General features: G+C 39.2%; 21 protein-coding genes and 1 pseudogene. 8 read left to right on the top strand and 14 right to left on the bottom strand.

Going from position 1 to position 20,898, the window contains the following annotated elements:
* Window position 1: 1 nt before the first annotated feature.
* Window positions 2-1,639: a PglL family O-oligosaccharyltransferase gene (locus BBP83_RS02185; RefSeq protein WP_068885768.1), complete on the bottom strand. Its 1,638-nt coding sequence runs from the start codon at window positions 1,637-1,639 to the stop codon at window positions 2-4.
* Between the two features lie 211 nt (window positions 1,640-1,850).
* On the opposite strand from BBP83_RS02185, the gene dapB reads away from it, so the two are divergent.
* Together dapB and BBP83_RS02175 are read left to right on the top strand one after the other, a co-directional pair.
* On the top strand, window positions 1,851-2,672 hold the full coding sequence (gene dapB / locus BBP83_RS02180) for a 4-hydroxy-tetrahydrodipicolinate reductase (protein WP_068885767.1): 822 nt from the start codon (window positions 1,851-1,853) through the stop codon (window positions 2,670-2,672).
* Window positions 2,673-2,730: 58 nt separating this feature from the next.
* Entirely contained in the window at window positions 2,731-3,375 is a 645-nt protein-coding gene (locus BBP83_RS02175; RefSeq protein WP_068885766.1) for an SRPBCC family protein, read from the top strand.
* Between the two features lie 22 nt (window positions 3,376-3,397).
* Here the strand turns inward: BBP83_RS02175 and BBP83_RS02170 are convergent, their stop codons facing one another.
* A complete protein-coding gene (locus tag BBP83_RS02170) occupies window positions 3,398-3,826 on the bottom strand; it encodes a hypothetical protein (RefSeq protein WP_068885765.1) in 429 nt (142 codons plus the stop codon).
* 99 nt (window positions 3,827-3,925) lie between these two features.
* Between BBP83_RS02170 and BBP83_RS02165 the strand changes: the two genes are divergently transcribed.
* Window positions 3,926-5,377 (top strand): aminotransferase-like domain-containing protein, encoded by a 1,452-nt coding sequence (locus tag BBP83_RS02165; RefSeq protein WP_068885764.1) that lies wholly within the window; start codon window positions 3,926-3,928, stop codon window positions 5,375-5,377.
* A 61-nt stretch (window positions 5,378-5,438) separates the two neighbouring features.
* Here BBP83_RS02165 and ahr read toward each other — a convergent pair whose 3' ends face one another.
* From ahr to BBP83_RS02105, 12 genes are all read right to left on the bottom strand, one after another.
* Window positions 5,439-6,461: an NADPH-dependent aldehyde reductase Ahr gene (gene ahr / locus BBP83_RS02160; RefSeq protein ID WP_068885763.1), complete on the bottom strand. Its 1,023-nt coding sequence runs from the start codon at window positions 6,459-6,461 to the stop codon at window positions 5,439-5,441.
* 12 nt (window positions 6,462-6,473) lie between these two features.
* Complete coding sequence (locus BBP83_RS02155) at window positions 6,474-7,046, bottom strand: DNA-3-methyladenine glycosylase I (protein WP_068885762.1); 573 nt, start codon at window positions 7,044-7,046, stop codon at window positions 6,474-6,476.
* Between the two features lie 17 nt (window positions 7,047-7,063).
* Entirely contained in the window at window positions 7,064-7,309 is a 246-nt protein-coding gene (locus BBP83_RS02150; RefSeq protein ID WP_068885761.1) for a hypothetical protein, read from the bottom strand.
* A gap of 16 nt (window positions 7,310-7,325) precedes the next feature.
* The gene (locus tag BBP83_RS02145) at window positions 7,326-7,883 is read right to left on the bottom strand and encodes a M23 family metallopeptidase (RefSeq protein ID WP_068885760.1); all 558 of its coding nucleotides are present in this window, start codon (window positions 7,881-7,883) and stop codon (window positions 7,326-7,328) included.
* A 40-nt stretch (window positions 7,884-7,923) separates the two neighbouring features.
* Complete coding sequence (mutY, locus tag BBP83_RS02140) at window positions 7,924-8,952, bottom strand: A/G-specific adenine glycosylase (protein WP_068885759.1); 1,029 nt, start codon at window positions 8,950-8,952, stop codon at window positions 7,924-7,926.
* A gap of 153 nt (window positions 8,953-9,105) precedes the next feature.
* Window positions 9,106-9,465, bottom strand: coding sequence for an HIT family protein (locus tag BBP83_RS02135; protein WP_068885957.1), 360 nt, complete (start codon window positions 9,463-9,465; stop codon window positions 9,106-9,108).
* Window positions 9,466-9,511: 46 nt separating this feature from the next.
* The gene (locus BBP83_RS02130) at window positions 9,512-10,255 is read right to left on the bottom strand and encodes a dienelactone hydrolase family protein (protein ID WP_068885758.1); all 744 of its coding nucleotides are present in this window, start codon (window positions 10,253-10,255) and stop codon (window positions 9,512-9,514) included.
* Window positions 10,256-10,435: 180 nt separating this feature from the next.
* Window positions 10,436-11,128, bottom strand: a complete 693-nt coding sequence (gene bamJ, locus BBP83_RS02125; RefSeq protein WP_068885757.1) for a BamJ family beta-barrel-assembly machinery protein — start codon at window positions 11,126-11,128, stop codon at window positions 10,436-10,438.
* A 57-nt stretch (window positions 11,129-11,185) separates the two neighbouring features.
* Complete coding sequence (bamJ, locus tag BBP83_RS02120; protein WP_068885756.1) at window positions 11,186-11,899, bottom strand: BamJ family beta-barrel-assembly machinery protein; 714 nt, start codon at window positions 11,897-11,899, stop codon at window positions 11,186-11,188.
* A gap of 245 nt (window positions 11,900-12,144) precedes the next feature.
* On the bottom strand, window positions 12,145-14,337 hold the full coding sequence (locus BBP83_RS02115) for a polysaccharide biosynthesis tyrosine autokinase (RefSeq protein WP_068885755.1): 2,193 nt from the start codon (window positions 14,335-14,337) through the stop codon (window positions 12,145-12,147).
* Window positions 14,338-14,365: 28 nt separating this feature from the next.
* Window positions 14,366-14,794, bottom strand: a complete 429-nt coding sequence (locus tag BBP83_RS02110) for a low molecular weight protein-tyrosine-phosphatase (RefSeq protein ID WP_068885754.1) — start codon at window positions 14,792-14,794, stop codon at window positions 14,366-14,368.
* A 4-nt stretch (window positions 14,795-14,798) separates the two neighbouring features.
* Window positions 14,799-15,869, bottom strand: a complete 1,071-nt coding sequence (locus BBP83_RS02105) for a polysaccharide biosynthesis/export family protein (protein WP_068885753.1) — start codon at window positions 15,867-15,869, stop codon at window positions 14,799-14,801.
* 525 nt (window positions 15,870-16,394) lie between these two features.
* Here BBP83_RS02105 and BBP83_RS15125 point away from each other — a divergent pair.
* The 5 genes and pseudogenes from BBP83_RS15125 to BBP83_RS02085 all read left to right on the top strand — a co-directional run.
* Window positions 16,395-16,508 (top strand): annotated as a pseudogene (locus BBP83_RS15125) (IS5/IS1182 family transposase); the annotation flags it as partial.
* 155 nt (window positions 16,509-16,663) lie between these two features.
* On the top strand, window positions 16,664-17,941 hold the full coding sequence (tviB, locus tag BBP83_RS02100; protein ID WP_068885752.1) for a Vi polysaccharide biosynthesis UDP-N-acetylglucosamine C-6 dehydrogenase TviB: 1,278 nt from the start codon (window positions 16,664-16,666) through the stop codon (window positions 17,939-17,941).
* Window positions 17,942-17,965: 24 nt separating this feature from the next.
* A complete protein-coding gene (locus BBP83_RS02095; protein ID WP_068885751.1) occupies window positions 17,966-18,988 on the top strand; it encodes an NAD-dependent epimerase/dehydratase family protein in 1,023 nt (340 codons plus the stop codon).
* Window positions 18,964-20,160, top strand: a complete 1,197-nt coding sequence (locus BBP83_RS02090; RefSeq protein ID WP_342669282.1) for a lipopolysaccharide biosynthesis protein — start codon at window positions 18,964-18,966, stop codon at window positions 20,158-20,160. The genes BBP83_RS02095 and BBP83_RS02090 overlap by 25 nt, the downstream gene beginning before the upstream one ends.
* A complete protein-coding gene (locus tag BBP83_RS02085; protein ID WP_245669697.1) occupies window positions 20,157-20,771 on the top strand; it encodes an acyltransferase in 615 nt (204 codons plus the stop codon). The genes BBP83_RS02090 and BBP83_RS02085 overlap by 4 nt, the downstream gene beginning before the upstream one ends.
* The last annotated feature ends 127 nt before the right edge of the window (window positions 20,772-20,898 follow it).

Raw genomic sequence — 20,898 nt, 5'->3', positions numbered from 1 at the left:
ATTATTGTGGCATGTCTTTGATTAAATCCTGATAGCTCAGTTGTTGCTTGTGAATTTTTTCTAAACGAGACAATTGATGTTTGGCTTCATTTTCATCGCCATTGTAGGCCAGCATTTTGGCATACTTAATTAAATGATATTTGGTTGGATAACTCCGCACCAATTTTTCGACGTCATCTAATTCGGCTTTGGACATTTTCTGATAAGGATTTTGTTGAATCATATCGATACGATGTTCAAACTCGCTCAACAGATAAATTTGATCGTGGCGGGTAATTTTTTCTGGCGTATATTCATAACGCATCGTTTGACTCAGTCGAGGCACCAATACATCATAATCACGATAAATCACCGCTATTAAGATCACCCCAATTGCAAAAACAATCCGCATAAAAATAGGGGGAAGGGTAAAAACAGCCGTATCTGATTTTTGGGCTTGAATGCTACCCAAAAGAAAGCCAATAGGTAGAAGAAAATAGGCGTAGTTCTGTGGAAACTCTAGCATCGTATGGACGAGAAAGATTCCGACCATCAATAGGCCAATGATTGAGGCAACTGAATGGGCATGTTTTTGTAGCTGATAGAGCCAATAGGCAATATAGACAAAGAAAGGCACCGCAATGAAAGCACCATTCCACAGTAAAAAATCTAAAATAAAATTATGTGCGCTACGAATCCAAACAGGCCCTTGAACGGTATCTGAAATACTCACGAAAGCACTGCTGGTTTGATACCAACCATAACCCAACCAAGGTTGTGCCATGACCGCATGAGCCATTTGTTGCCAGATGGCTAAACGTGACATATCACCTCCAGCACGCTCTGCCAGTTCACGGCTTTCAATGATTTGTAAGCTAGAAGATTGCGCAATCCATTGGCTAATTTCTGGCAGGCAAAAAATAAGTCCAATAAAACTCAATAACCAAACCCAGTTATATCGCCATGGCAAACGAATAAAATGGCGGTATTGCTGATAAGATAAATAGAGGAAAATACACAGACATGCCACCCATGAAGTCCGTGATTGGCTCAGCGCAACGCCTATTAAAATAGGAAGAGTCGCAACAACCAACCATTTGGTCGCGAGCGCTTTTTTCTCATATAAATAGAGGCAGGCCATTAAGGCCATAAGCAAGAAGGTACCCATATTATTGGGTTGTGCAAAATTGGCAAAGGGTCGGGTTGAACCGCTGATATTCATCATAATAGCAGTCAGTGAAGCATCTAAATTTAGCCATTGGCAAATAGCCACCAATCCCGTACAGACGCCACCAACTAAAAAGGTATAGCTTAAATAATCAAAGGTTTTATCTCTATTGTGCGGACTTTTGCTCAGGCTAAATCCAATGCAAACCGACAACCAAAAGGCAAAGACATATAAAAAGCCCAGCAAGGCAATACTAAAATAATAGACTTGGCCAAAGGCAAATTGAATCAGTGGGATTAGGGCAACGCCAACCAAAGGGAGTGCAATTTTGGGCAACTGAATCTTTTCTTTTAGAAAGACAGCGGCTAAAGCAAATAATGCAAAAAAAGCATACAGTTCACCTGTATAAGTTGCCCATGGCCGATAGTGAATGGGAAGCATCCAAGCTAAAAACATGCACAGTGCAGCGCAAGCAAACAGTAAGTTTTTCATGCCTATTCATCGTAGAAAAAACCGGCTTATGATACATCGAAATGCAGTCAATATTTTAAAAAGCCATGTATTGCCCCACAAGCTTTATCAATCCAATGGGTTCTGCTAAAAATGACCTTAGATTTTCAGGATTTTTTGCGTACTAAACTTAGCCAAACTCAGGAGTTTTGCTATAGTAAGAGCAATTTCGAAACAGCATTAGGAACATGTTATGTCAGCAAACCCACGCATTGGCGTATTAGGTGCCGGCGGCCGTATGGGACGCATCTTAATTCAAGCCGTTCAACAAGCAGGCTATCAGTTGGCCGCTGCAGTTGAACGCCCAGAAAGCAGTTTAGTCGGTGCCGATGCGGGTGAGATTGTAGGTATTGGTGCTGTTGGCGTAAAAGTTGTGGGCAACTTAGAAGAGGTTTTAAAAGACTGTGATGTGGTGATTGATTTCACTGCACCTGTAGCAACAGCACATCATCTTGAACTTTGCCGTAAAGCGGGTGTGGCCATTGTCATTGGCACCACAGGCATGAATGATGAACAAAAAGCACATTTAGATGAAACAGCACAGCATACACCTGTGGTCTATGCAGCGAATTATTCGGTGGGTGTTAACGTTTCGATTAAATTATTAGAACTTGCGTCTAAAGTTTTTGGCGATACTGTAGATATTGAAGTGATTGAAGCACATCATCGTCATAAAGTAGATGCGCCATCGGGTACTGCTCTGATGATGGGTGAAGCCATTGCAGATGCATTGGGACGTGACTTAAAACAAGATGCTGTGTATTGCCGTGAAGGCCATACAGGGCCACGCGAGCGTCAAAGCATTGGTTTCCAAACCATTCGTGGTGGAGATATTGTCGGTGAACATACGGTGATGTTTATTGGTGAAGGCGAACGTGTCGAAATTACCCATAAAGCGACTAATCGTATGAACTTTGCGTCAGGTGCAGTACGTGCAGCTGCGTGGGTGGTGGGCCGTGATGCACGTAAATATGACATGAAAGATGTACTGGGTTTTAACGATATTCAGTTTTAAAACATCGTTTACATCGCAATAAAAAATAAAACACAACTAAAATAAGATGAAAAGTGGAATGAAAAAAGTCATGTTCATGGCATGTGCTGTGGTTTTAAGTACCGCAGCATGTGCCAAACCTTTAGAAAATGCCAAACTAAGTATTAATAAAAATAATATTAAGGTCTGGACGTATCAGGACAATCAAAACCCCGTGTTTATGTATAAGGCAGAAACTACGCTGAACGTCCCGATAGAGCAGGCAGTTGCCTTAATTTTAAATATCGACCATGCCGTAAGTTGGGTGCCTTATTTATCTCAAGTTAAGATGCTTTCTCGTGATGATAAAAAAGGGGAGTTTCAGCTGTATATGGTGCTAGATTTTCCATTTCCACTGAAAGATCGCGACTTGGTGGTGCAAGGGAAAATGACGAAAGATGCACAAGGAATCATCACGATTCAAAATAAAGCCATTAAAAAAAATTATCTACAGAATAGTCAAAATGTACGTTTAACGCATTATGAAGGGGATTGGACTTTTCAAAAATTAGGCCCACAAAAAGTTAAAGTTTCGACTTCTGGTTTTGCCAATCCGGAAGGATCTATTCCTTTGTCAGTAAGCAATATGTTTGTGCAACAACAACCCTATCAAATGCTTCAGAAAATGAAAACGGAGTTAGCCAAAGCCACTGTGGTGTCGTCTTTACCTGAAAGTTTAAAATAAATGCATGGCTAGAAGCACAGCGTTAAGGCTGTGTTTCTGATGGTTGAGGCAAACGAAATGCGGTCATGGTTTTTAGTTGGGCAGGCTCAGGTAGCTCTATACTCAGATATGCCACGCTATTGCCCTGTTGTGGGTCGGACAAATGCAACTGAAACTGACGTGCAGATATTTTCTCGCAGGCAAAGCGTAGTTTTTGTTGTTGTGGCAATACCCCCATATTGGCTGTTTGAGCCTGATAAATATATAGGCGCTGATGAGAGTTATGCTCAAGAGTCGGTTGAATACTCCAAAGCTGATAATGCGTTAATTTTTGTGCCTTTAAAAAGCCATCAATTAAAGCGCTACAAATCGTATTTTGTTGTTGTGCGAGGGCATTGGGTTTTTGTGGTTGGCAGGCTATTAGCCCAAAACTCAGACCGAAAATAACTGAAATGATTGTGGTTTTTTTCATGAATCGCTCCTCTAGTAGATTGAAAAAATCATAGAGCAAGCTTAGATCTGTTAAATTGTTGGGTACAGATACAGCAAAATTTAAAAAATAGGTACAGATATGGCCTTTCAGTATCAGTTATTGGCACAGCAGATTGCGCAAAAAATTTATGCAGGGGAAATACATGCAGAGCAACGTCTGAGTTCCTTGCGTCAATTTGCCACGCAACAAGGGACTAGTTTGAATACCGCAAAAAGTTGCTATGAATTGTTAGAAGCGCAAGGTCTGATTTATGTCAAAGACAAGTCAGGCTATTTTGTGCAAACTCAAGCTAATAGCCAGCCTATAGGTGTGCCTGAGCATCCTGACTTTCAGTCCAATATTAGAGAAGTTTCTAATTTAGAATTACAAATTCAGATCCATGAAGCGGCCATCAACAGTCAATTGGTTCACTTAGGATCTATTCAGCTTTCACCGAATTTAGTCCCTGCAAAAGCATTGAGTCGATCTATTCAACGCGCTTTAAAACACTGCAAACCTCAGGATTTTTTATATAGCGATCGTCAAGGGCATCAGCAACTTAGAGATGCATTGGCTATGCATTGGGCAGAAGATGGCTTTCATATTGCACCAGAGCAGATTTATATCAGTAATGGTTGTATGCCAGCCTTGTCCGTCATGATCCAAAGTCTGACAGCAGAAGGAGACAGCGTGATTGTACCGACTCCGAATTATAATGGTCAGTTGCAATTATTGGCGCTTTTAAAGCGTAAGATCATTGAAATCCCTGCCAATACGGAAGGCTTCGATTTAGAGCGTTTAGAGCAAGCCATGCAATTTTCTGGTGCTAAAGCATGTCTATTGACTGCTAATTTTCAGAATCCATTGGGTTTTTGTTTAAGTCATCTTGAAAAGGAAAAAATCGCTCAGTTGGCCGCAAAATATCAATGCTATGTAATTGAAGATGATATTTATGCCGAATGCAGTTTTAGTGTCGATCGACCTTTACCCATTCGCTATTGGGATCAGCAGGGCTATGTGATTTATTGCGGATCGGTATCTAAATCATTGTCTTCGGCTTATCGGGTAGGGTGGTTCTGCATCTCACCGCGCTTGAAACATTTGCATGCTAAATTGCTGATGCAAAATGTTTCTGTCAATACACCCCTACAGTTAGGTTTAGCGGATTTAATTTATAGTCGTGCTTATCGACAACATTTGAATCAGTTGCGACCAACCTTGATGCAGCAAGTCGAACAGTATCGACAGTTTATTGCGCAGGCCTTTGATGGTGTGGATGTGCGAATTAATCGTCCGCAAGGAAGTTATGCGTTATGGCTACAATTTCCACAACAGGTTGATGGTTTGGCCTTGTATTATCATGCTTTGGCGCAGGGCATTAATATTGTACCTGGCGTGTTGTTTGGGGAAGATCGACGCTATAACAATTGTATTCGCTTAAATGCAGGGCATGAACTGTCAGAAGATGTGCAACAGGCTATTTTGCAGTTGGCCATGTGGGTGCGAAAAACACTTATTTTGACATCTGAAATAGAAAGTGTTGGTTCTTAAAGAAGCCACACTGTCGTAATATGAGCAATAAAAAAGCCTGCTTAGGAGCAGGCTTTTTGGCTTAAAAGTCCGCTTTTAACACAATACGATAACGCGCTTTACCTGAATGTAGGCGTGCAATAGCGTCATTTATTTGTGACATTGGATACAACTCAATTTGTGGGGCAATATTTTTTCGCGCTGCAAATTTTAGTAATTGGCGTAGGGCAGCAGGTGAACCTGTAGATGACCCCGTCACCGATTTTGCACCACTAATCAGTGAACCTGCTGGAATTTGCATAGGCTCTAAAGCCAAACCTAGCATATGTACCGTACCATTTGGGGCCAAAGCTGCAAGGTAGGCTTGCCAATTCAGCGTGACATTGACGGTACTTAAAATCAGGTCAAATTTTCCACGTTGTGCTTTTAATGCATCCAAATCACGGCTATTCACTACATGGTCGGCCCCCATCGCTTTTAATTCATCCGTCTTGTCTAGGCTAGATGTGAATGCGGTAATTTCACAGCCCCATGCTTTGAGAAGTTTAATAGCAATATGACCTAAACCCCCAATGCCAATGACTCCGACATGATGAATGGCTTGAACTTTATGCGCCAAAATGGGGTTAAATACGGTAATGCCACCACATAATAATGGCCCTGCTGATGCTGCGTCTAAATCGTCTGGTAAGGGGATCACCCATTGCCAACCAGCACGAACTTTATCGGCAAAGCCACCTGCATGATTGACGATGGTTGCAGTCTTGCCACCTGTACACTGCACGTGCTGACCTGAAATACACGGGTCGCAATGCTGACAACTTTCTGCTGTCCAGCCAATCCCCACACGTTGCCCGACTTTTAAACCTTTGGCTTCTGAACCAAGCTGTAAAATGGTGCCAATAATTTCATGACCAGCAACCACTGGATAAACTGAAGATTCCCATTCATTATCAATGATAGAAAGATCTGAATGGCACAAACCACAATATTCAACTTTGACTTCGACTTGATGAGGCTGTAACTCGCCAGCATCAAATTGGTAAGGTTGTAATGCTTCACCCGCATGCATGGCAGCGTAAGCGTGGAAAATATGGTCACTCATTTCAGCATCCTTTTATGAGGTGGTGGAGCAATGTTTAAAACTACAGTGATTTTCATGATCATTGACCATCCCTACGGCCTGCATAAAGGCATAGCACGTGGTCGGGCCAACAAATTTAAAGCCTTTTTTCTTTAAGGCTTTGGACATGAGCAGGCTGGTTGCCGTTTGTGCAGGTGCGGTTTTGTAATCGGGTACATCATTATTTATGGATTGATTTTCGGTAAATGACCATAACCAAGCCATTGGATCAATCTGTTCTTGTTTTAATTTTTCCCATGCAATGGCATTGTCCCGAATCGCTTTTAATTTTCCAATATGGCGAATAATGCTGGCATCTTGTAATTTTTCCTCCAAGCTTGCATCATCCAGAGTTGCAATGTCGGCAATGCGATATTGGAAAAAATGTTGCCGATAAGCCTCTCGTTTTTTTAATACGGTAATCCAAGACAGCCCCGCCTGTTGACCTTCTAAACACAACATTTCAAATAAATGCGTTTCGCGATATTCGGGCCGACCCCATTCAAAGTCATGATAGGCCACATAAAGCGGGTCATCGGAGCACCAGCCGCAACGTTGTATGGTCATTAAGTATTCCTGATCGTTTATAGCTTAAATTCAGCCCATTGATCTGTTTGATTATCCCAGTAAGACAGCGTCGCCTGATCTAGATCGGAAAACGGAATCCAAATATCTTTACCCGATTTATCTGCATAGCCTGTGCTAATCAGTAAGGCTTCTTCGGTAATTTCCATAATCCAGCCTTGATAGCTTTGTCCAGCTAAGACAATTTTTTGCTGATTGCCTGATTCTGCAAATTCGACTAGACGGTTGATCAATACTTCTGACATGAATAATTCCTAACAATTAGCGTAAATAGGGGAAGGGGTTGACGGCGCCACGTCCTTTACCATTTAAATAAATTCCATAGTGCAAATGTGGTGAGGTATGACGTGCGTTGCCTGTATTGCCGACATAGCCAATAATATCGCCTTTCTTCACACTGTCACCGATATTTAAACCACGTTTATGTGCATCTAAGTGGGCATAGTAGTGCCACGACCCTGCTGGCCCCATGACCCAGATCACTTTACCACCCAAATTGTTATTGCGTAAGTCAACAATCAGGCCATCGGTTACACTAAACACTTTTGTTCCACGTGGAGCCATAATATCAATGCCTTCATGGGCACGGCCTTGGCTTCTGGATGCGCCCCAAGTGTCTTTCAATGCTTTGCGTTTAATGTCGTCTACAGGAACAGGCAAACTATTGGGTAAATGCATGTTTTTTAATTTTTGAATTTGGTCTGAGGGCAAGGTGCTAGAAGGAGGATGTTTAGGGGCCGTGGTACAGGCTGCTAACAAAATAATTTGAACGATGAGAAAGACAATTGTAATTGGGCGCAACACAAAATTTTCCTTCATTTTTTATGATGAACGTCTCATCGGGCGAACCTTGACTATGTCATAGATTTACGGCCGAGATCAATTTTTTCATGGCGGTTGGAAGACCTAAAGCGGTGGCTTGTGTCGCACTGAGCCATTGCCCATTTAATTCAATAGCCAAATGCTCTTTTTGATCTTTGGTGACTTCAAAAATTAGCGTATCGAGCAACCATGTAAAATGGGTAAAACTATGCGAAATACGTGCTTGCTGAACCACTATTTTTAAACCCAGACGTTGGGTCGTTTGTTGGAATTCATGTGGTTGTTCAAAAACAGGTAGGCACCATAATCCCCCCCATAAGCCCGTATTTGGGCGTTGCTGCCAAAGCCATTCATCACCTGCACGAATCAGCAGAACTTGAGCTTGTTTAATGGGCACAGCTTTTTTGGGTTTTTTAAAGGGTAATTCAGTTTCAATCCCTTGCTGATGCGCTTTGCAATGTTGTTGCATTGGACAGTATAAACACAAGGGTTTTTTCGGCGTACAGACAGTGGCGCCTAAGTCCATAATGGCTTGAGTGTAGTCATGATTACGCTCTTCTGGACAAAGCTGTTCGGCTATGGCCCACATTTCACGTTCATGTATAGGTTTGGATAAATCAGTATCAATCGCTAGAAAACGCGACAGTACACGTTTGACATTGCCATCCATAATCACGCCGTATTGGCGTAGTCCTAAAGACATTAATGCACCAGCAGTGGACGGGCCAACTCCCGGGAGGGCAATCCAACCTTCTAAGGTGTTTGGAAATTGATTTTGATGGGCAACGATACCTGCTGCTTTATGTAGGTTACGCGCACGGGCGTAATAGCCTAATCCTGCCCAATAAGGTGCAACATCGTCCCAACTGGCTTGACCTAAGTTTTGAACCGTAGGAAAGCGCTCAATAAAACGCTCAAAGTATTGTAATACCGTTTTGACTTGTGTCTGTTGCAACATAATTTCAGACACCCAAACTTTGTAAGGGTCATCGGCTACTTGCCAAGGTAAATCATGGCGACCATGTACATCAAACCAAGTCAGTAAAGCATCTGAAAACACAAACATAGAACAGGACAGTCAACAAAAAACTGCCTCAGTATACATGGAATTTTTGCGTGATTTTTGTCGTTACACAAGAATTGGAAAGAGCACAGCAATGCGGGGTATTAAAAATGTAAAGAAGGATCTGAAGATCCTTCTTTTAATTACTCAATGAGCTTATTGGTTAAAGCCCCAGCGCTCATCCAGTACTAAGCTTTGATTTTCATAGCGTGGAATAATATGAATATGCAAATGTGTTGTAGATTCACCGAAAACCGTTCCATCATTAAAGCCAATATGGAAGCCTGTTGGATGATGCAATATATTCAGTTCATTACGAGCTTGTTCTAAGAGTGACATTAAGCTTTTTCGTTCTTTGTCGGTCACTTCAAAAAAAGAACTGACATGGCGTAAAGGAATAATGACGCAATGGCCCTTAGAAAGACTATTGGCTTCAGGTAACACAACACCAAAATCATTCTTCGCAATGACATCATATTCGTCAAAATTACAATATGAGCAGTTATTGTCAGTCATCATTCTATCCTCCAAATGATTATAAAATTTAAGTTTAAATCTGGTTTTATTCGTTTTTAAGTTGGCGTGCTAATAATGCATACATCGCATCTAAGCTTTGCTGTTCGGCAGATGCGTTATAAGCTAAATCTACACCATTTGCTTGAGCGCGTTCATCGGCTAAAGGATTACTAAAACCATGTTTGGCATTTTCAAATACAATCACCTCATGATCGACTTTGGCTGCATGCATTTCTTGACGGAAAGTAGCCACATCATCTAAAGTCACCATGCTGTCTAGCTCACCATGCATCACCAAAATTTCAGCTTTAATGACGCCTTCTTGCGCAGGGGCTTTCGGTGTTAAAACGGCATGAAAGGTTGCCACCGCACGTAAATTTGCACCAGAACGAGCCAAATCTAAGATGACTTTACCGCCGTAGCAAAAACCAATTGCGCCCAGTTTATCTGCATTCACTTCAGGTTGTTGCGCTAAAGTCGTTAATCCAGCAGACGCACGAGTCACAATCGTCTCTGAATCTTCAAAAGTTTGCATCATCCATGCCGATGCTTCACTGACTAAGGTTGTGACTTTTTTATCGCCATACATATCAATTGCCAAAGCAGCATAACCATGTTCTGCTAATTCACGTGCACGTTGTTCGGTATACTCATTACGGCCCCACCATTCAGGTGCAACAATAATACCTGCAACCGGTGATGCAGTTTCAGGTGCTGCAAAGTAGCCAATCAGTTTTGCACCGTCAGCAGCGGTATATTCAATTTCACGTGTTTTGATTTTCAGTGCCATGGATCAATCCTTGTTCGATGAAGTTAATAAGTAAAGCATAGCTAGATGATTTGATTTATGAAGGTTTAAATAAAAGCAAAATAAGTTGTGCTAAAAAATGAAATAAAAAAAAGTATAAAAGTGTTGCAGATAAAAGCATACAGCGCATTGATGCGCTGTCGCAGGAAAAATTGTAATGATTTATTTAGAGGTGATTTCGAGTAATTCGACATCAAAAATCAGGGTGCTATTGGGTTCGATGGCATCACCTGAACCAATTTGACCATATGCTAAATTTGCAGGAATAAAGAAGCGGTATTTTGCACCTTCTTTCATCAGTTGTAGCCCTTCAGTCCAGCCTTGAATGACTTGGCTTACTTGAAACGTAGCAGGTTGATGGCGCGCAATTGAGCTGTCAAAAACAGTGCCATCAATGAGACGTCCTTCATAGTCCACTTTGACAGTTGAATTGGCCTTAGGTGTTTTGCCTTTTCCTTCTTGAAGGACTTGATACTGTAAGCCAGACTTGGTGATTTTAATTCCATCTTTTTTTGCATTTTCGGCTAGGAACGCATTGCCAATTTGTGCATTTTTATCTGCTTGTTGCTTGAGTTCAATTAATTGTTTTGCTTCGGTCTGTTTTTTATATTGTGTTAACGCACGGGTCATTTCTTCATCGCTCAGCGATGCGCTTTTGCCTTGAGAAGCCGTTTTTAAGCCTGTAATAAAAGCATCGATGTCCATATCTTTCATGGCGTCGGCATTACTACGGCCCATGAGATAGCCAAAACTGTAGCCCACTTGTTCTGCAGCACTACTTTTGGTGTTAATGTCTTTGGCAAATGTGCCATTGGCGCAAAGTGCAAGACAAAGCAGGGTCATTTGAATTTTCATAGACGTCTCAATAAAGATAAAGAAAAGGAGAGCTGATGGGCTCTCCTGAGTTTTTTGTTATTTCACTTTAATTAGTTCAACATCAAAAATTAAAGTACTGTTTGGTGGAATAGTTCCCGGAACACCTTGTTCGCCATAACCTAGATTTGAAGGAATATAAAGTGTTGCTTTACCGCCTTCTTTCATCAGTTGTAGGCCTTCAGTCCAGCCAGGAATCACTTGATTCAGTGGAAACTCAATGGGCTCGCCACGATCAATTGAGCTATCAAAAACTTTGCCATCAACCAATTGACCTTTGTAATGCACAGTGACCATTGAATTTGCAGCAGGTTGTTTACCTGTGCCTTCTTGGGTAATTTTATATTGCAGACCCGATGCCGTAGTTTTTACACCCGATTTTTTCGCATTTTCTATTAAGAAGGAATCACTGGTGCTTTGAGCTTGTTGAGTTTGATCAAGTTGCTTTTGTTGCATTTCTTTTTGGAATTCAACATAAGCTTGTTGCAATTCCTCTTCTGTATAAGCTGGTTTTGCACGTGCGTGGCCTGCGCGAACACCTGTCACAAAGCTGTCAATATTCAGTTCTGGTGGTGTTTGGTGTGCAACTTCATAACCCAATGCATAGCTAATTTTTTCTACAGCAGATGCATTTGCAGATGGTTGTGTTGACGTTGCAGCCTGTACTGCAGGTTTTTGTGTTGCGTAGTAAACAGGAACAAGTGCAGCACCGCCTAGAAGAACAGCGACAGCAATGGGTAGGGCCTTACTCATATATTTTCCCACAATTATTTTATATGTAAAAAGTTGCTGAAATTTTAGCAGACTTCTCTGTACTACAGGTTCTTAATCTGTCTGTAGATCCAAAAAATATCATAGTCATATTTCAGTTTTTATTCTATAAAATATTGAATATATAAAACATTTTTTATACAAAAAGAAAGATGTAGATTGGTTTTATTTATTTTTTAAAATGAAAAAAGCCAGTATTAAATACTGGCTTTGTAAGATTAAATCAATCAATCTTGTTCGGTTGATGCCTTGTAGCCATAAGAATAGTTATAGCCATAACCACCAGCACTGCGCACAATATCATTCAAGATGATACCGTTCACTTTCACACCCACCTGTTCAAAACGGTTGATGGTTATCTCTAGTTCTTTCATTTGTGTTTTTGCATAGCGTGCAATGACTAAATTTACACCGGTATATTGTGAAATAATAATCCCATCTGTCACAGCCAGAATAGGCGGTGTATCAATAATCACATGATCATACAGTGGCGAAAGCTGTTCTAATAAAGTCGCAAATTTTGCAGAACTGAGCAATTCAGAAGGATTGGTTGGGCTTTTACCGCGGGTAATTACGCTTAGCCCTGTAATTTCAGTTGTTTTAATAATTGTGTCCAAATTTTGCTGGCCATTTAAATACTCAGCAAGACCTGCCTGATTGTCATGATTGAAATATTTATGTAAATAACCACGACGTAAGTCAGCATCAATAATTAGAACACGTTTTTCACTTTGCGCCAAAATGGCTGCTAAGTTAGTTGAAATAAAGGACTTACCCACTTCAGGTGCAGGACCCGAAATCATAATTAAATTATTTTTTGCTGCACTTAAGGCAAAATGAATAGCAGTACGCATACTCCGTAGGCTTTCAATGGCAATATCATCGCCATTCTTAACAGCTAAAATGGGGATATGCTTTTTCTTTTTTAATAATTTAATGCGACTTTCTTGTACCGGTGAGCGCGGTACGGTGGCGTAAACGGGTAAATCCAATTCATTTTCAATTTGTGAAGAATCTTTAATCCCTGAACGCATCATATTACGCAGTAATGCCAACAAGGTACCTAAGAACCCACCTACAAAAATAGATAGAACAAGGATAATAAGCTTTTGAGGTTTAATTGGCTTTACTGGTTCAATTGCCGTGTCAATAATTCGCACGTTACCAATTTCACCTGCATTGGCAATTTTTAATTGTTGGTAACTATTTAATAAAGACGTATATAACTCCGTATTTACTTTAACATCACGATACAATTGCAAATATAGGCGTTGGGTTTCAGGCAAACGCTTAATAGCCTGACTGAGCTCCTTGGATTTCTGATCTAATGCATTAATTTGTGCATTAATTTCAGTCATTAACGGGTGATCTGCAGTATATTTTGCTGAAAATTCAGCCTGCTTTTGTTTCAGCTCAATGCGCATTTTTTCAAGCTCAATATTTTGTTTGAGCATGAGTTCAGACTCTTGAGTTACATCAACTGTATTATATTTTTCGCGAAAATCATTGAATTTTAATTCTGATTTTTCAAGTTGTTGTTTTAACTCAGGAAGTTGTTGATCAAGGAATCCTAAAGTTTGCTTAGATTCTAATGATTTTCGTTCAATATTTTGTTGATGATAAATTTCTAAAATATGGTTTAAGACATTGGTGATATGTTGCTGATCTTCACCTCTGTAATTTAAACCGATGACACCGGTCATTTTTCCTTTTTCAGCGACGGTATAATTTAACTTAAGCAGTTCAACTGCTGTTGTGGCTGACAGTTTAGTAAGGAAAAAATCTTGCTGGAAAGGACTATTACTTACAATATTAACTTTCCAAGTACCTTTGGAATCATTTGCTTGGTTAAGTTTGTTTAAATCGCCTGAAAAAATAATTTGATCTTTATCGCTTAAAGTGAATTTAGCATTATCTTCAAATTTTAATTTTAATTTTTTGTCTAAATAGAAATTAGGAATATCCAGCTGTTTGACTAAAAATGAGTGTTGTTTAGAACTAAAGCTTACACCCTGCGTATCATATTTTAGTTGAGTATTCTCTAGTGAAAAGAGTCTATTGAATGGCGTATCTTCACTATCTTTAATTGTAATATTAAGATTCAAATCATGGATCACTTTACCTAGAACCATTCTTGAATTTAAAATTTCAATTTCTGCTTCTGCTGGTGATTTTTGTCCTAATCCCCCTGAAAAGTCTTTCAATTCACCAAGTAAAGCAGCTGAGGCCGCGCCCTTACCATCTTCAACTTGTACTAATGCATCCGTCGAATAAACAGAAGGTGTAATGCGGATATAGAAAATTGCACAAATTAAACTTAAAATGATACAAAGAGCAATAACTTTCCATTGTGCAATAAGTGAAAAGAAAAGCTCTTTCAAATCAATAGTATCATCGTCAGATTTTGCATTTTGATTCATAAGTTAACAACTAATTATTTAATTCAAATTAAAGATGTGGAAGCCAATCTTTGACATAAGTTTGGATGTTTTGACATGATTCGTTAAAAAAGTTTTGATCATGTTTATATGGGTCAGGCACGTTTTGTCCTTTCCAATGTCCTAGCCTAAATACTTTTCCTTTGGCTGAAGGCCATTGTTTCTCAATATGCTGAGCTTGATTGTTGCTCATCACTAGGATCAAATCTGCATTTTTTATTAATGTAGAGTTTATTTGTTTTGCCACATGGCTACGCATATTAATGTTGAGCTGATCCATGCATTGGATCGCTTTTTCATCGGCCCCGTGCCCAACCATTGCAGATAAACCAGCAGATTCAATTTGATGGTTTAGACAATTTTCTTTAAGAAAAAACTCTGCCATAGGGCTACGACAAATATTACCGACACAAACAACTAAAATATTTTGAAGTTTCATCTAGTTATTTTCCAAGCTGGTCAAAACTATATAAGGCGCTTGAAAAAGGAATAATCTGATTCATGATACGCTGCCAACGTGCTAAACCAGTGGCATCAATATAAACGATATCATTTTTCTTCATTTGGAATTGGTTAGCTAAAGCTAAATTACCAATGTCGCTTAAATTAAGGTGATAAATTGTTGATTGCTTACTGCTTAGGTCTGTACGCATAATATAAATTCGTGCTGCACTGGCAGAGTAAGGGCTAATCCCTTCACTTTCACCAAGGACATCACTTAAGGACATACCTTGTTCACGCATGTTGACGGCTTGACTTTTGTTTGATTCGCCCATGACATAAAGCTTTTGATCTTGTTTTGTATTCACAAAAATTGTGTCATTGGGTTGAATAAGTAGATTGTGTAAAGATAATCCACTTTTTTCTAATTGAATGGCATTTAAATTATATGTGTGCCCATTACGAATCAACTGAATATTGGTTGTATCTCCAGTTTTTGTATCAATACCACCGGCTTGACCAAGTGCTGTATATAAACTGATAGGTTGGTCAGAAAGAGTGTATTGACCACTTTTTAATACCTGACCATTTACAAAATAGCGATGACCTTCATAGGATAAAACACGTACGACAACATCAGGGTGTTTTAGATATTTGCTGAATTGGTTGCGAATAAAGACATTTGTTTCTGCAAGTGTTTTTCCTGCAATTTTAACCGAGCCAATGAGGGGAAGTTGTACGTTGCCATTTAGATCGATTGGGTAGCCGACGGCTTTAATATTCGTTACATCTTGAATAGGTGGGGTGATTTCAGGATATGCCCAAAGCTGAATTGAAAGTACATCTCCAGCACTTAGCCGATAAACATGTTGTTGATTGCTGAATAAGGATTGGATGTTGGAAAAATTATTTAGATTAAATGGTGTGATCGGAGGTATATTATTTTGATTAAGTTGAATTACATTTAAATTAGCGCCCTGTTCTGTCTGATATGCCCCTTGATCGGGTAAATCATAAGTTTGTAGACCAGAAGTAATGGCACAGCCCGTCATTCCTAGGCTAAGTGTTAACATGATGCAGAAACGGTAGTAATTCACTCTAAATAAAATCCTATTTATAGATATAATTTTAGTAATAAATGATGGGTCTAACATACCCAAATTATTAATTTAAAACGCAGTAATTTTATACTAATAACCACGATTAATACAGTAAAAGATGCGACACACTCGTAAAGTATACAGCCTTGTAAAGATAAAAATGTTAGGGACGGTAGCCTTATAATTTAAAGCTTTTTTAATTTACTTAAAGTTAAGATATAACTTGGGTATAGAGTCTACCTAACTTCGGTGGATTTTTAAGCGAGGCTCTCCATGAAGTACTGTACATGATTTTGAATTATTTAGATGAAGTCTGAATAAGATTCCTTTCGGTTCTCTCCTCTTCGCAGGTAAAGATTACTAGGATATCTGCATTTTGTGCCCAGATAGTGTTTTGCCGTTAAAAACTAAAAGAGGGAGATGGTAAATTGAACCCTGAAAATAAAAATTTATAATCAATAAAAGAAAAACAGGGATTAAGCGTGTATTTGGGAGTCAAAAATCTTCAAAAGACTTGCTGAGTGTTATCGAAATAGAGGTAAAAGACTGGGATTGAGATTTAATTTAATTGCTGGAGCATATAACTTGGGGCTGAGCAAAAATGATTTATAAAAAAGGTCTAATATATTTCAAAGTAGGGTCAAAGACTCACAGGTCATGCACTCACAATATTTAGCAACATCGCTTGGGACTTATTTTTGTTATATTATAGGGCTCTTCACAATATAACGATGATTCATAATCCATCGATGGTATAGGCTTCTAGTATGTTACAACTTTCTGAACTAAAAATAGCCATTATTGGTCTAGGATATGTTGGGTTACCTTTGGCTGTAGAGTTTGGCAAACACGTTTCAGTGGTCGGTTTTGATATTCATCAAAAGCGTATTGATGAACTCAAAAACGGTCAGGACCATACCTTAGAGGTAACACCTGAAGAATTAAAACAATCTATTCATCTGAGCTATACCACCGATTTACAGCAACTGAGTGATTGCAATTTTTTCATTGTCACCGTCCCTACGCCGATTGATGAATATAAGCAACCCGATCTTAGCCCATTGGTGAAAGCATCAGAAAGCATTGCTAAAGTCTTGAAAAAAGACGATATCGTGGTGTACGAATCTACGGTATATCCAGGGGCAACTGAAGAGGTTTGTATTCCTGTACTGGAAAAAAAATCTGGCTTGAAATTTAATCAAGATTTTTATGCAGGCTATAGCCCAGAGCGTATTAATCCGGGTGATAAGTTGCATCGTGTAACTAATATTCTGAAAATTACTTCAGGCTCTACACCTGAAATTGCAGAATTTATAGATCAAGTTTATAACCTGATTATTGAAGCGGGCACACATAAAGCGACCAGTATTAAAGTCGCAGAAGCGGCAAAAGTCATTGAAAATACTCAGCGTGATGTCAATATTGCTTTAATTAATGAGCTTGCCATTATATTTAATAAAATGGGCATCGACACCGAAGCTGTTTTACAAGCTGCAGGCACCAAATGGAACTTTTTACCCTTCCGCCCAGGTCTTGTTGGGGGGCATTGTATTGGTGTAGATCCTTATTATTTAACGCATAAAGCACAAGCGATAGGTTATCACCCTGAAATTATTTTAGCAGGGCGTCGTCTAAATGACTCTATGGGGGCTTATGTTGTCACCCAGCTGGTAAAAGGAATGATTCAGAAAAGAATTCAAGTTGAAGGTGCAAAAGTATTGGTACTTGGTTTGAGTTTTAAAGAGAATTGTCCAGATATTCGTAATACTAAAATTATTGATATTGTGACAGAGCTGAATGAATACCATATGGATGTAGATGTTTACGATCCTTGGGTAGATGTGCAAGAAGCAGAACATGAGTATGGCATTACACCAGTACAATCTGTCAATACAGATACTTATGATGCCGTTATTTTAGCAGTGGCTCATGATCAATTTAAAGCAATGGGTGCAGGTGAGATTCGTGCTTTAGGGAAAGAGCAACATGTTTTATATGATTTAAAATATGTACTTGACGCAACAGAATCTGACATCCGCCTTTAATTGTTAAAATAAGGAAGACAATATATGAGCCAATATCAAACGGTATGTGAACAATTAAAAGCTACCCCTAAAACTTGGTTAGTTACGGGTGTGGCTGGTTTTATTGGCTCTAATTTATTAGAAACCTTATTAAAGCTGAATCAAACTGTGGTGGGCTTAGACAACTTTGCCACAGGTCATCAGTATAATTTAGATGAAGTACAGTCTGTAGTTACCACTGATCAATGGGCAAAATTTAACTTTATTGAAGGTGATATTCGAAAGTTTGAAGATTGCCAAAAAGCCTGCATGGGTGTGGACTATGTGCTACATGAAGCGGCATTAGGTTCGGTGCCACGTTCAATTGCCGATCCAATCACCACCAATGAAACCAATATTAGTGGTTTTTTAAATATGTTGACTGCGGCACGCGATGCGCAAGTCTCAAGTTTTACCTATGCAGCCAGTAGCTCAACCTATGGCGATCATCCTGCATTACCCAAAGTAGAAGAAAATATTGGGAACCCACTTTCACCTTATGCAGTAACGAAATACGTCAATGAATTGTATGCAGACGTATTTGCGCGGACATATGGCTTTGAGTCGATTGGTCTGCGTTATTTTAATGTCTTTGGTCAGCGTCAAGACCCGAATGGTGCATATGCTGCAGTGATTCCAAAATGGACAGCGGCCATGATTGCAAATGATGATGTGTTCATTAATGGTGATGGTGAGACCAGTCGAGATTTTTGTTTTATTGATAATACGGTTCAAGCGAATATTTTAGCCGCGACTGCAAGTAACGATGCGAAAAATCAAGTCTACAACGTTGCAGTAGGTGACAGAACGACATTGAATGACTTATTTAATGCGATTAAAACTGCGTTAAATGAAAATAAGGTGAGTTATACAAAAGAACCTGTATATCGTGACTTCCGTGCCGGAGATGTGCGTCACTCGCAAGCGAGCATTGCTAAAATTGAAAAAGCACTGGGCTATGCGCCAAAATTTCGCATTGATGCAGGAATTCAGTTGGCGATGAAATGGTATGTGCAAAATCTAAAATGAGGCTGATGCATTTAGCCCGAAAATATCAATCTATTGGGTTGATTACTCTTAGTTTATTAGTCGGTGCGATAATGACATTTATCGCACTTCCTTTTTTAACACGACTATATTCAGTTCATGATTTTGGTCAATATGGCGTAGCGCTGGCCTTCGTTAGTGTGTTGTCTACAGTAGCAAATTTACGCCTAGACCAAGCTTTATTGGTGGCAAAGGCAGAGCATCAAAAAAGTTTGATTTTTGAAAGTAGTGTATTTTCACTACTTTTTTGCACCGTTATTGCCGTTGTTATTGCATATGTGTATAACGCAGAAATGGCGATTGCGATTGCTTTGGGGGTTTTTGCCAATACCTTAATTCAAAGTGTTTATAATTATAAATTTGCCCACGAAGCAGAATGGTTTTGTGCAGGGTTGAATATTTTTCGCAGTATAACGGTTGTTGCGGTACAACTGATTTTACCACTTATTTTTACGATAAATTTACTGAACAGTTATAGTGTGAGCTCACTGCTGTTAGCCGTTGTCTTATTATTTTATGTGCTCAGCCAGCGTCTTTATGAGGTGAGTTGGCAAATATTTAAAAATTATAAAGACTTTATTTTTAGCAATACGCCACATGCCTTACTCAATAGTTTTTCACACAATTTGCCTTATTATGTGGTCGTGCATTTTGTGGGCTTTCAATCCGTTGGCTTTTATTCAATTGTTGAGCGGACTTTACGTGTACCGATTAATTTAATGTCACAAACCATTCGCCAGTTTTTTATTCGGAAATATAAAAACCAAAATACCCCGCGTGAAGCTTTTAAAAGTAGCATTTTTTTAAGTGTCTTATCATTGCCTTTTTTTGCGATTTTTTTCGTTTTACCTGAATCATTCTATCTTTTGATTTTTGGCCAAGAATGGGTAGGGATTTCTTTATATTTCCAAATTTTAGCTTTGGGTTATTGGGCAGTATTTTGTAATCCGCCAAGTTCAGCTTATTTGATTGCGAAGCGACAAAGTAATGTGTTATTTCAGTTGCAAATTGTCGAATTGATCATTAAGTTTATATTATTCTTAGGGTTATATTGGTTGTGTGCGGATAAATTATATATGTTGGTGGCTGTACCAGTAGCGTTGATTTTTTATAATTTTTCCATTTTAGCTACCGTGTGGAGACGTCCGAAGTGATCTTTTTTAAAGGTTTAAAACTGCTGAATTGGTTTTCTGCGCAGTGCCGTAAAATGCTCTATAACATGGCATTGGGCACACAGCTTAAATATTTTGGACGACGTACTAAACTCGAAGTTTCAGGGCAAATTCGCATTGGAAAAAATGTTTATATTGGTGATGATGTCACGTTAATTGTAGAATCGGATGCGACCTTAATTATTGGTGACAACAGTTTTATTGGTGAAAGTTGTTATATCAAATGCTTTGGCGGAAAGATTGAAATTGGTCATGATGTGAGTATCAATTCTAAATCATTTTTAAATGGTTGTGGTGGGCTGAAAATTGGTGCTAATACTCGTATTGGAACGCAAACCGTGATGATTGCCAGTAATCATACATTCAATAATCCAGAGGTTTTAGTGAAAGATCAAATCACGAAACAGGGCATTGTGATTGGTGAAAATATCTGGTTTGGCGCTCGGGTCACTGTATTAGATGGTGTCACAATTGCAGATAATTGTGTTGTTGGTGCGTGTTCTTTGGTGAGCAAAAATATTGCAGAGGCGGGCGTCTATGTCGGTATTCCTGCGAAGAAGCTAGAAAAGTCTGTAACTGTATCTGAGGTTTAAGTCCTTTAGTTAGGCGGTATATGTTGAACTCATTTTCAGTTAAAATGTATTGTCAAAAAATGGGCTGATGGTAGCTCATTGTCTTTTGTAGTTTCACGTTACGTCTTGCTTTTTAGGTTGTCACATA

This window comes from Acinetobacter celticus (assembly GCF_001707755.1).
GTDB lineage: Bacteria > Pseudomonadota > Gammaproteobacteria > Pseudomonadales > Moraxellaceae > Acinetobacter > Acinetobacter celticus.
The sequence above is the reverse complement of the archived record's forward strand: the minus strand, read 5'-3'. Positions and strand labels throughout refer to the sequence as shown.

What these genes read in the sequence shown, in the direction of transcription:
- BBP83_RS02145 (WP_068885760.1), bottom strand. Translation starts at nt 7,883, where the DNA reads ATGAAGGAAAATTTTGTGTTGCGCCCAATTACAATTGTCTTTCTCATC.
- BBP83_RS02185 (WP_068885768.1), bottom strand. Translation starts at nt 1,639, where the DNA reads ATGAAAAACTTACTGTTTGCTTGCGCTGCACTGTGCATGTTTTTAGCT.
- BBP83_RS02165 (WP_068885764.1), top strand. Translation starts at nt 3,926, where the DNA reads ATGGCCTTTCAGTATCAGTTATTGGCACAGCAGATTGCGCAAAAAATT.
- BBP83_RS02135 (WP_068885957.1), bottom strand. Translation starts at nt 9,465, where the DNA reads ATGACTGACAATAACTGCTCATATTGTAATTTTGACGAATATGATGTC.
- BBP83_RS02175 (WP_068885766.1), top strand. Translation starts at nt 2,731, where the DNA reads ATGAAAAAAGTCATGTTCATGGCATGTGCTGTGGTTTTAAGTACCGCA.
- BBP83_RS02115 (WP_068885755.1), bottom strand. Translation starts at nt 14,337, where the DNA reads ATGAATCAAAATGCAAAATCTGACGATGATACTATTGATTTGAAAGAG.
- mutY (WP_068885759.1), bottom strand. Translation starts at nt 8,952, where the DNA reads ATGTTTGTGTTTTCAGATGCTTTACTGACTTGGTTTGATGTACATGGT.
- BBP83_RS02155 (WP_068885762.1), bottom strand. Translation starts at nt 7,046, where the DNA reads ATGACCATACAACGTTGCGGCTGGTGCTCCGATGACCCGCTTTATGTG.
- BBP83_RS02110 (WP_068885754.1), bottom strand. Translation starts at nt 14,794, where the DNA reads ATGAAACTTCAAAATATTTTAGTTGTTTGTGTCGGTAATATTTGTCGT.
- BBP83_RS02095 (WP_068885751.1), top strand. Translation starts at nt 17,966, where the DNA reads ATGAGCCAATATCAAACGGTATGTGAACAATTAAAAGCTACCCCTAAA.
- bamJ (WP_068885756.1), bottom strand. Translation starts at nt 11,899, where the DNA reads ATGAGTAAGGCCCTACCCATTGCTGTCGCTGTTCTTCTAGGCGGTGCT.
- BBP83_RS02090 (WP_342669282.1), top strand. Translation starts at nt 18,964, where the DNA reads ATGGTATGTGCAAAATCTAAAATGAGGCTGATGCATTTAGCCCGAAAA.
- BBP83_RS02170 (WP_068885765.1), bottom strand. Translation starts at nt 3,826, where the DNA reads ATGAAAAAAACCACAATCATTTCAGTTATTTTCGGTCTGAGTTTTGGG.
- bamJ (WP_068885757.1), bottom strand. Translation starts at nt 11,128, where the DNA reads ATGAAAATTCAAATGACCCTGCTTTGTCTTGCACTTTGCGCCAATGGC.
- dapB (WP_068885767.1), top strand. Translation starts at nt 1,851, where the DNA reads ATGTCAGCAAACCCACGCATTGGCGTATTAGGTGCCGGCGGCCGTATG.
- tviB (WP_068885752.1), top strand. Translation starts at nt 16,664, where the DNA reads ATGTTACAACTTTCTGAACTAAAAATAGCCATTATTGGTCTAGGATAT.
- BBP83_RS02150 (WP_068885761.1), bottom strand. Translation starts at nt 7,309, where the DNA reads ATGTCAGAAGTATTGATCAACCGTCTAGTCGAATTTGCAGAATCAGGC.
- BBP83_RS02130 (WP_068885758.1), bottom strand. Translation starts at nt 10,255, where the DNA reads ATGGCACTGAAAATCAAAACACGTGAAATTGAATATACCGCTGCTGAC.
- ahr (WP_068885763.1), bottom strand. Translation starts at nt 6,461, where the DNA reads ATGAGTGACCATATTTTCCACGCTTACGCTGCCATGCATGCGGGTGAA.
- BBP83_RS02105 (WP_068885753.1), bottom strand. Translation starts at nt 15,869, where the DNA reads ATGTTAACACTTAGCCTAGGAATGACGGGCTGTGCCATTACTTCTGGT.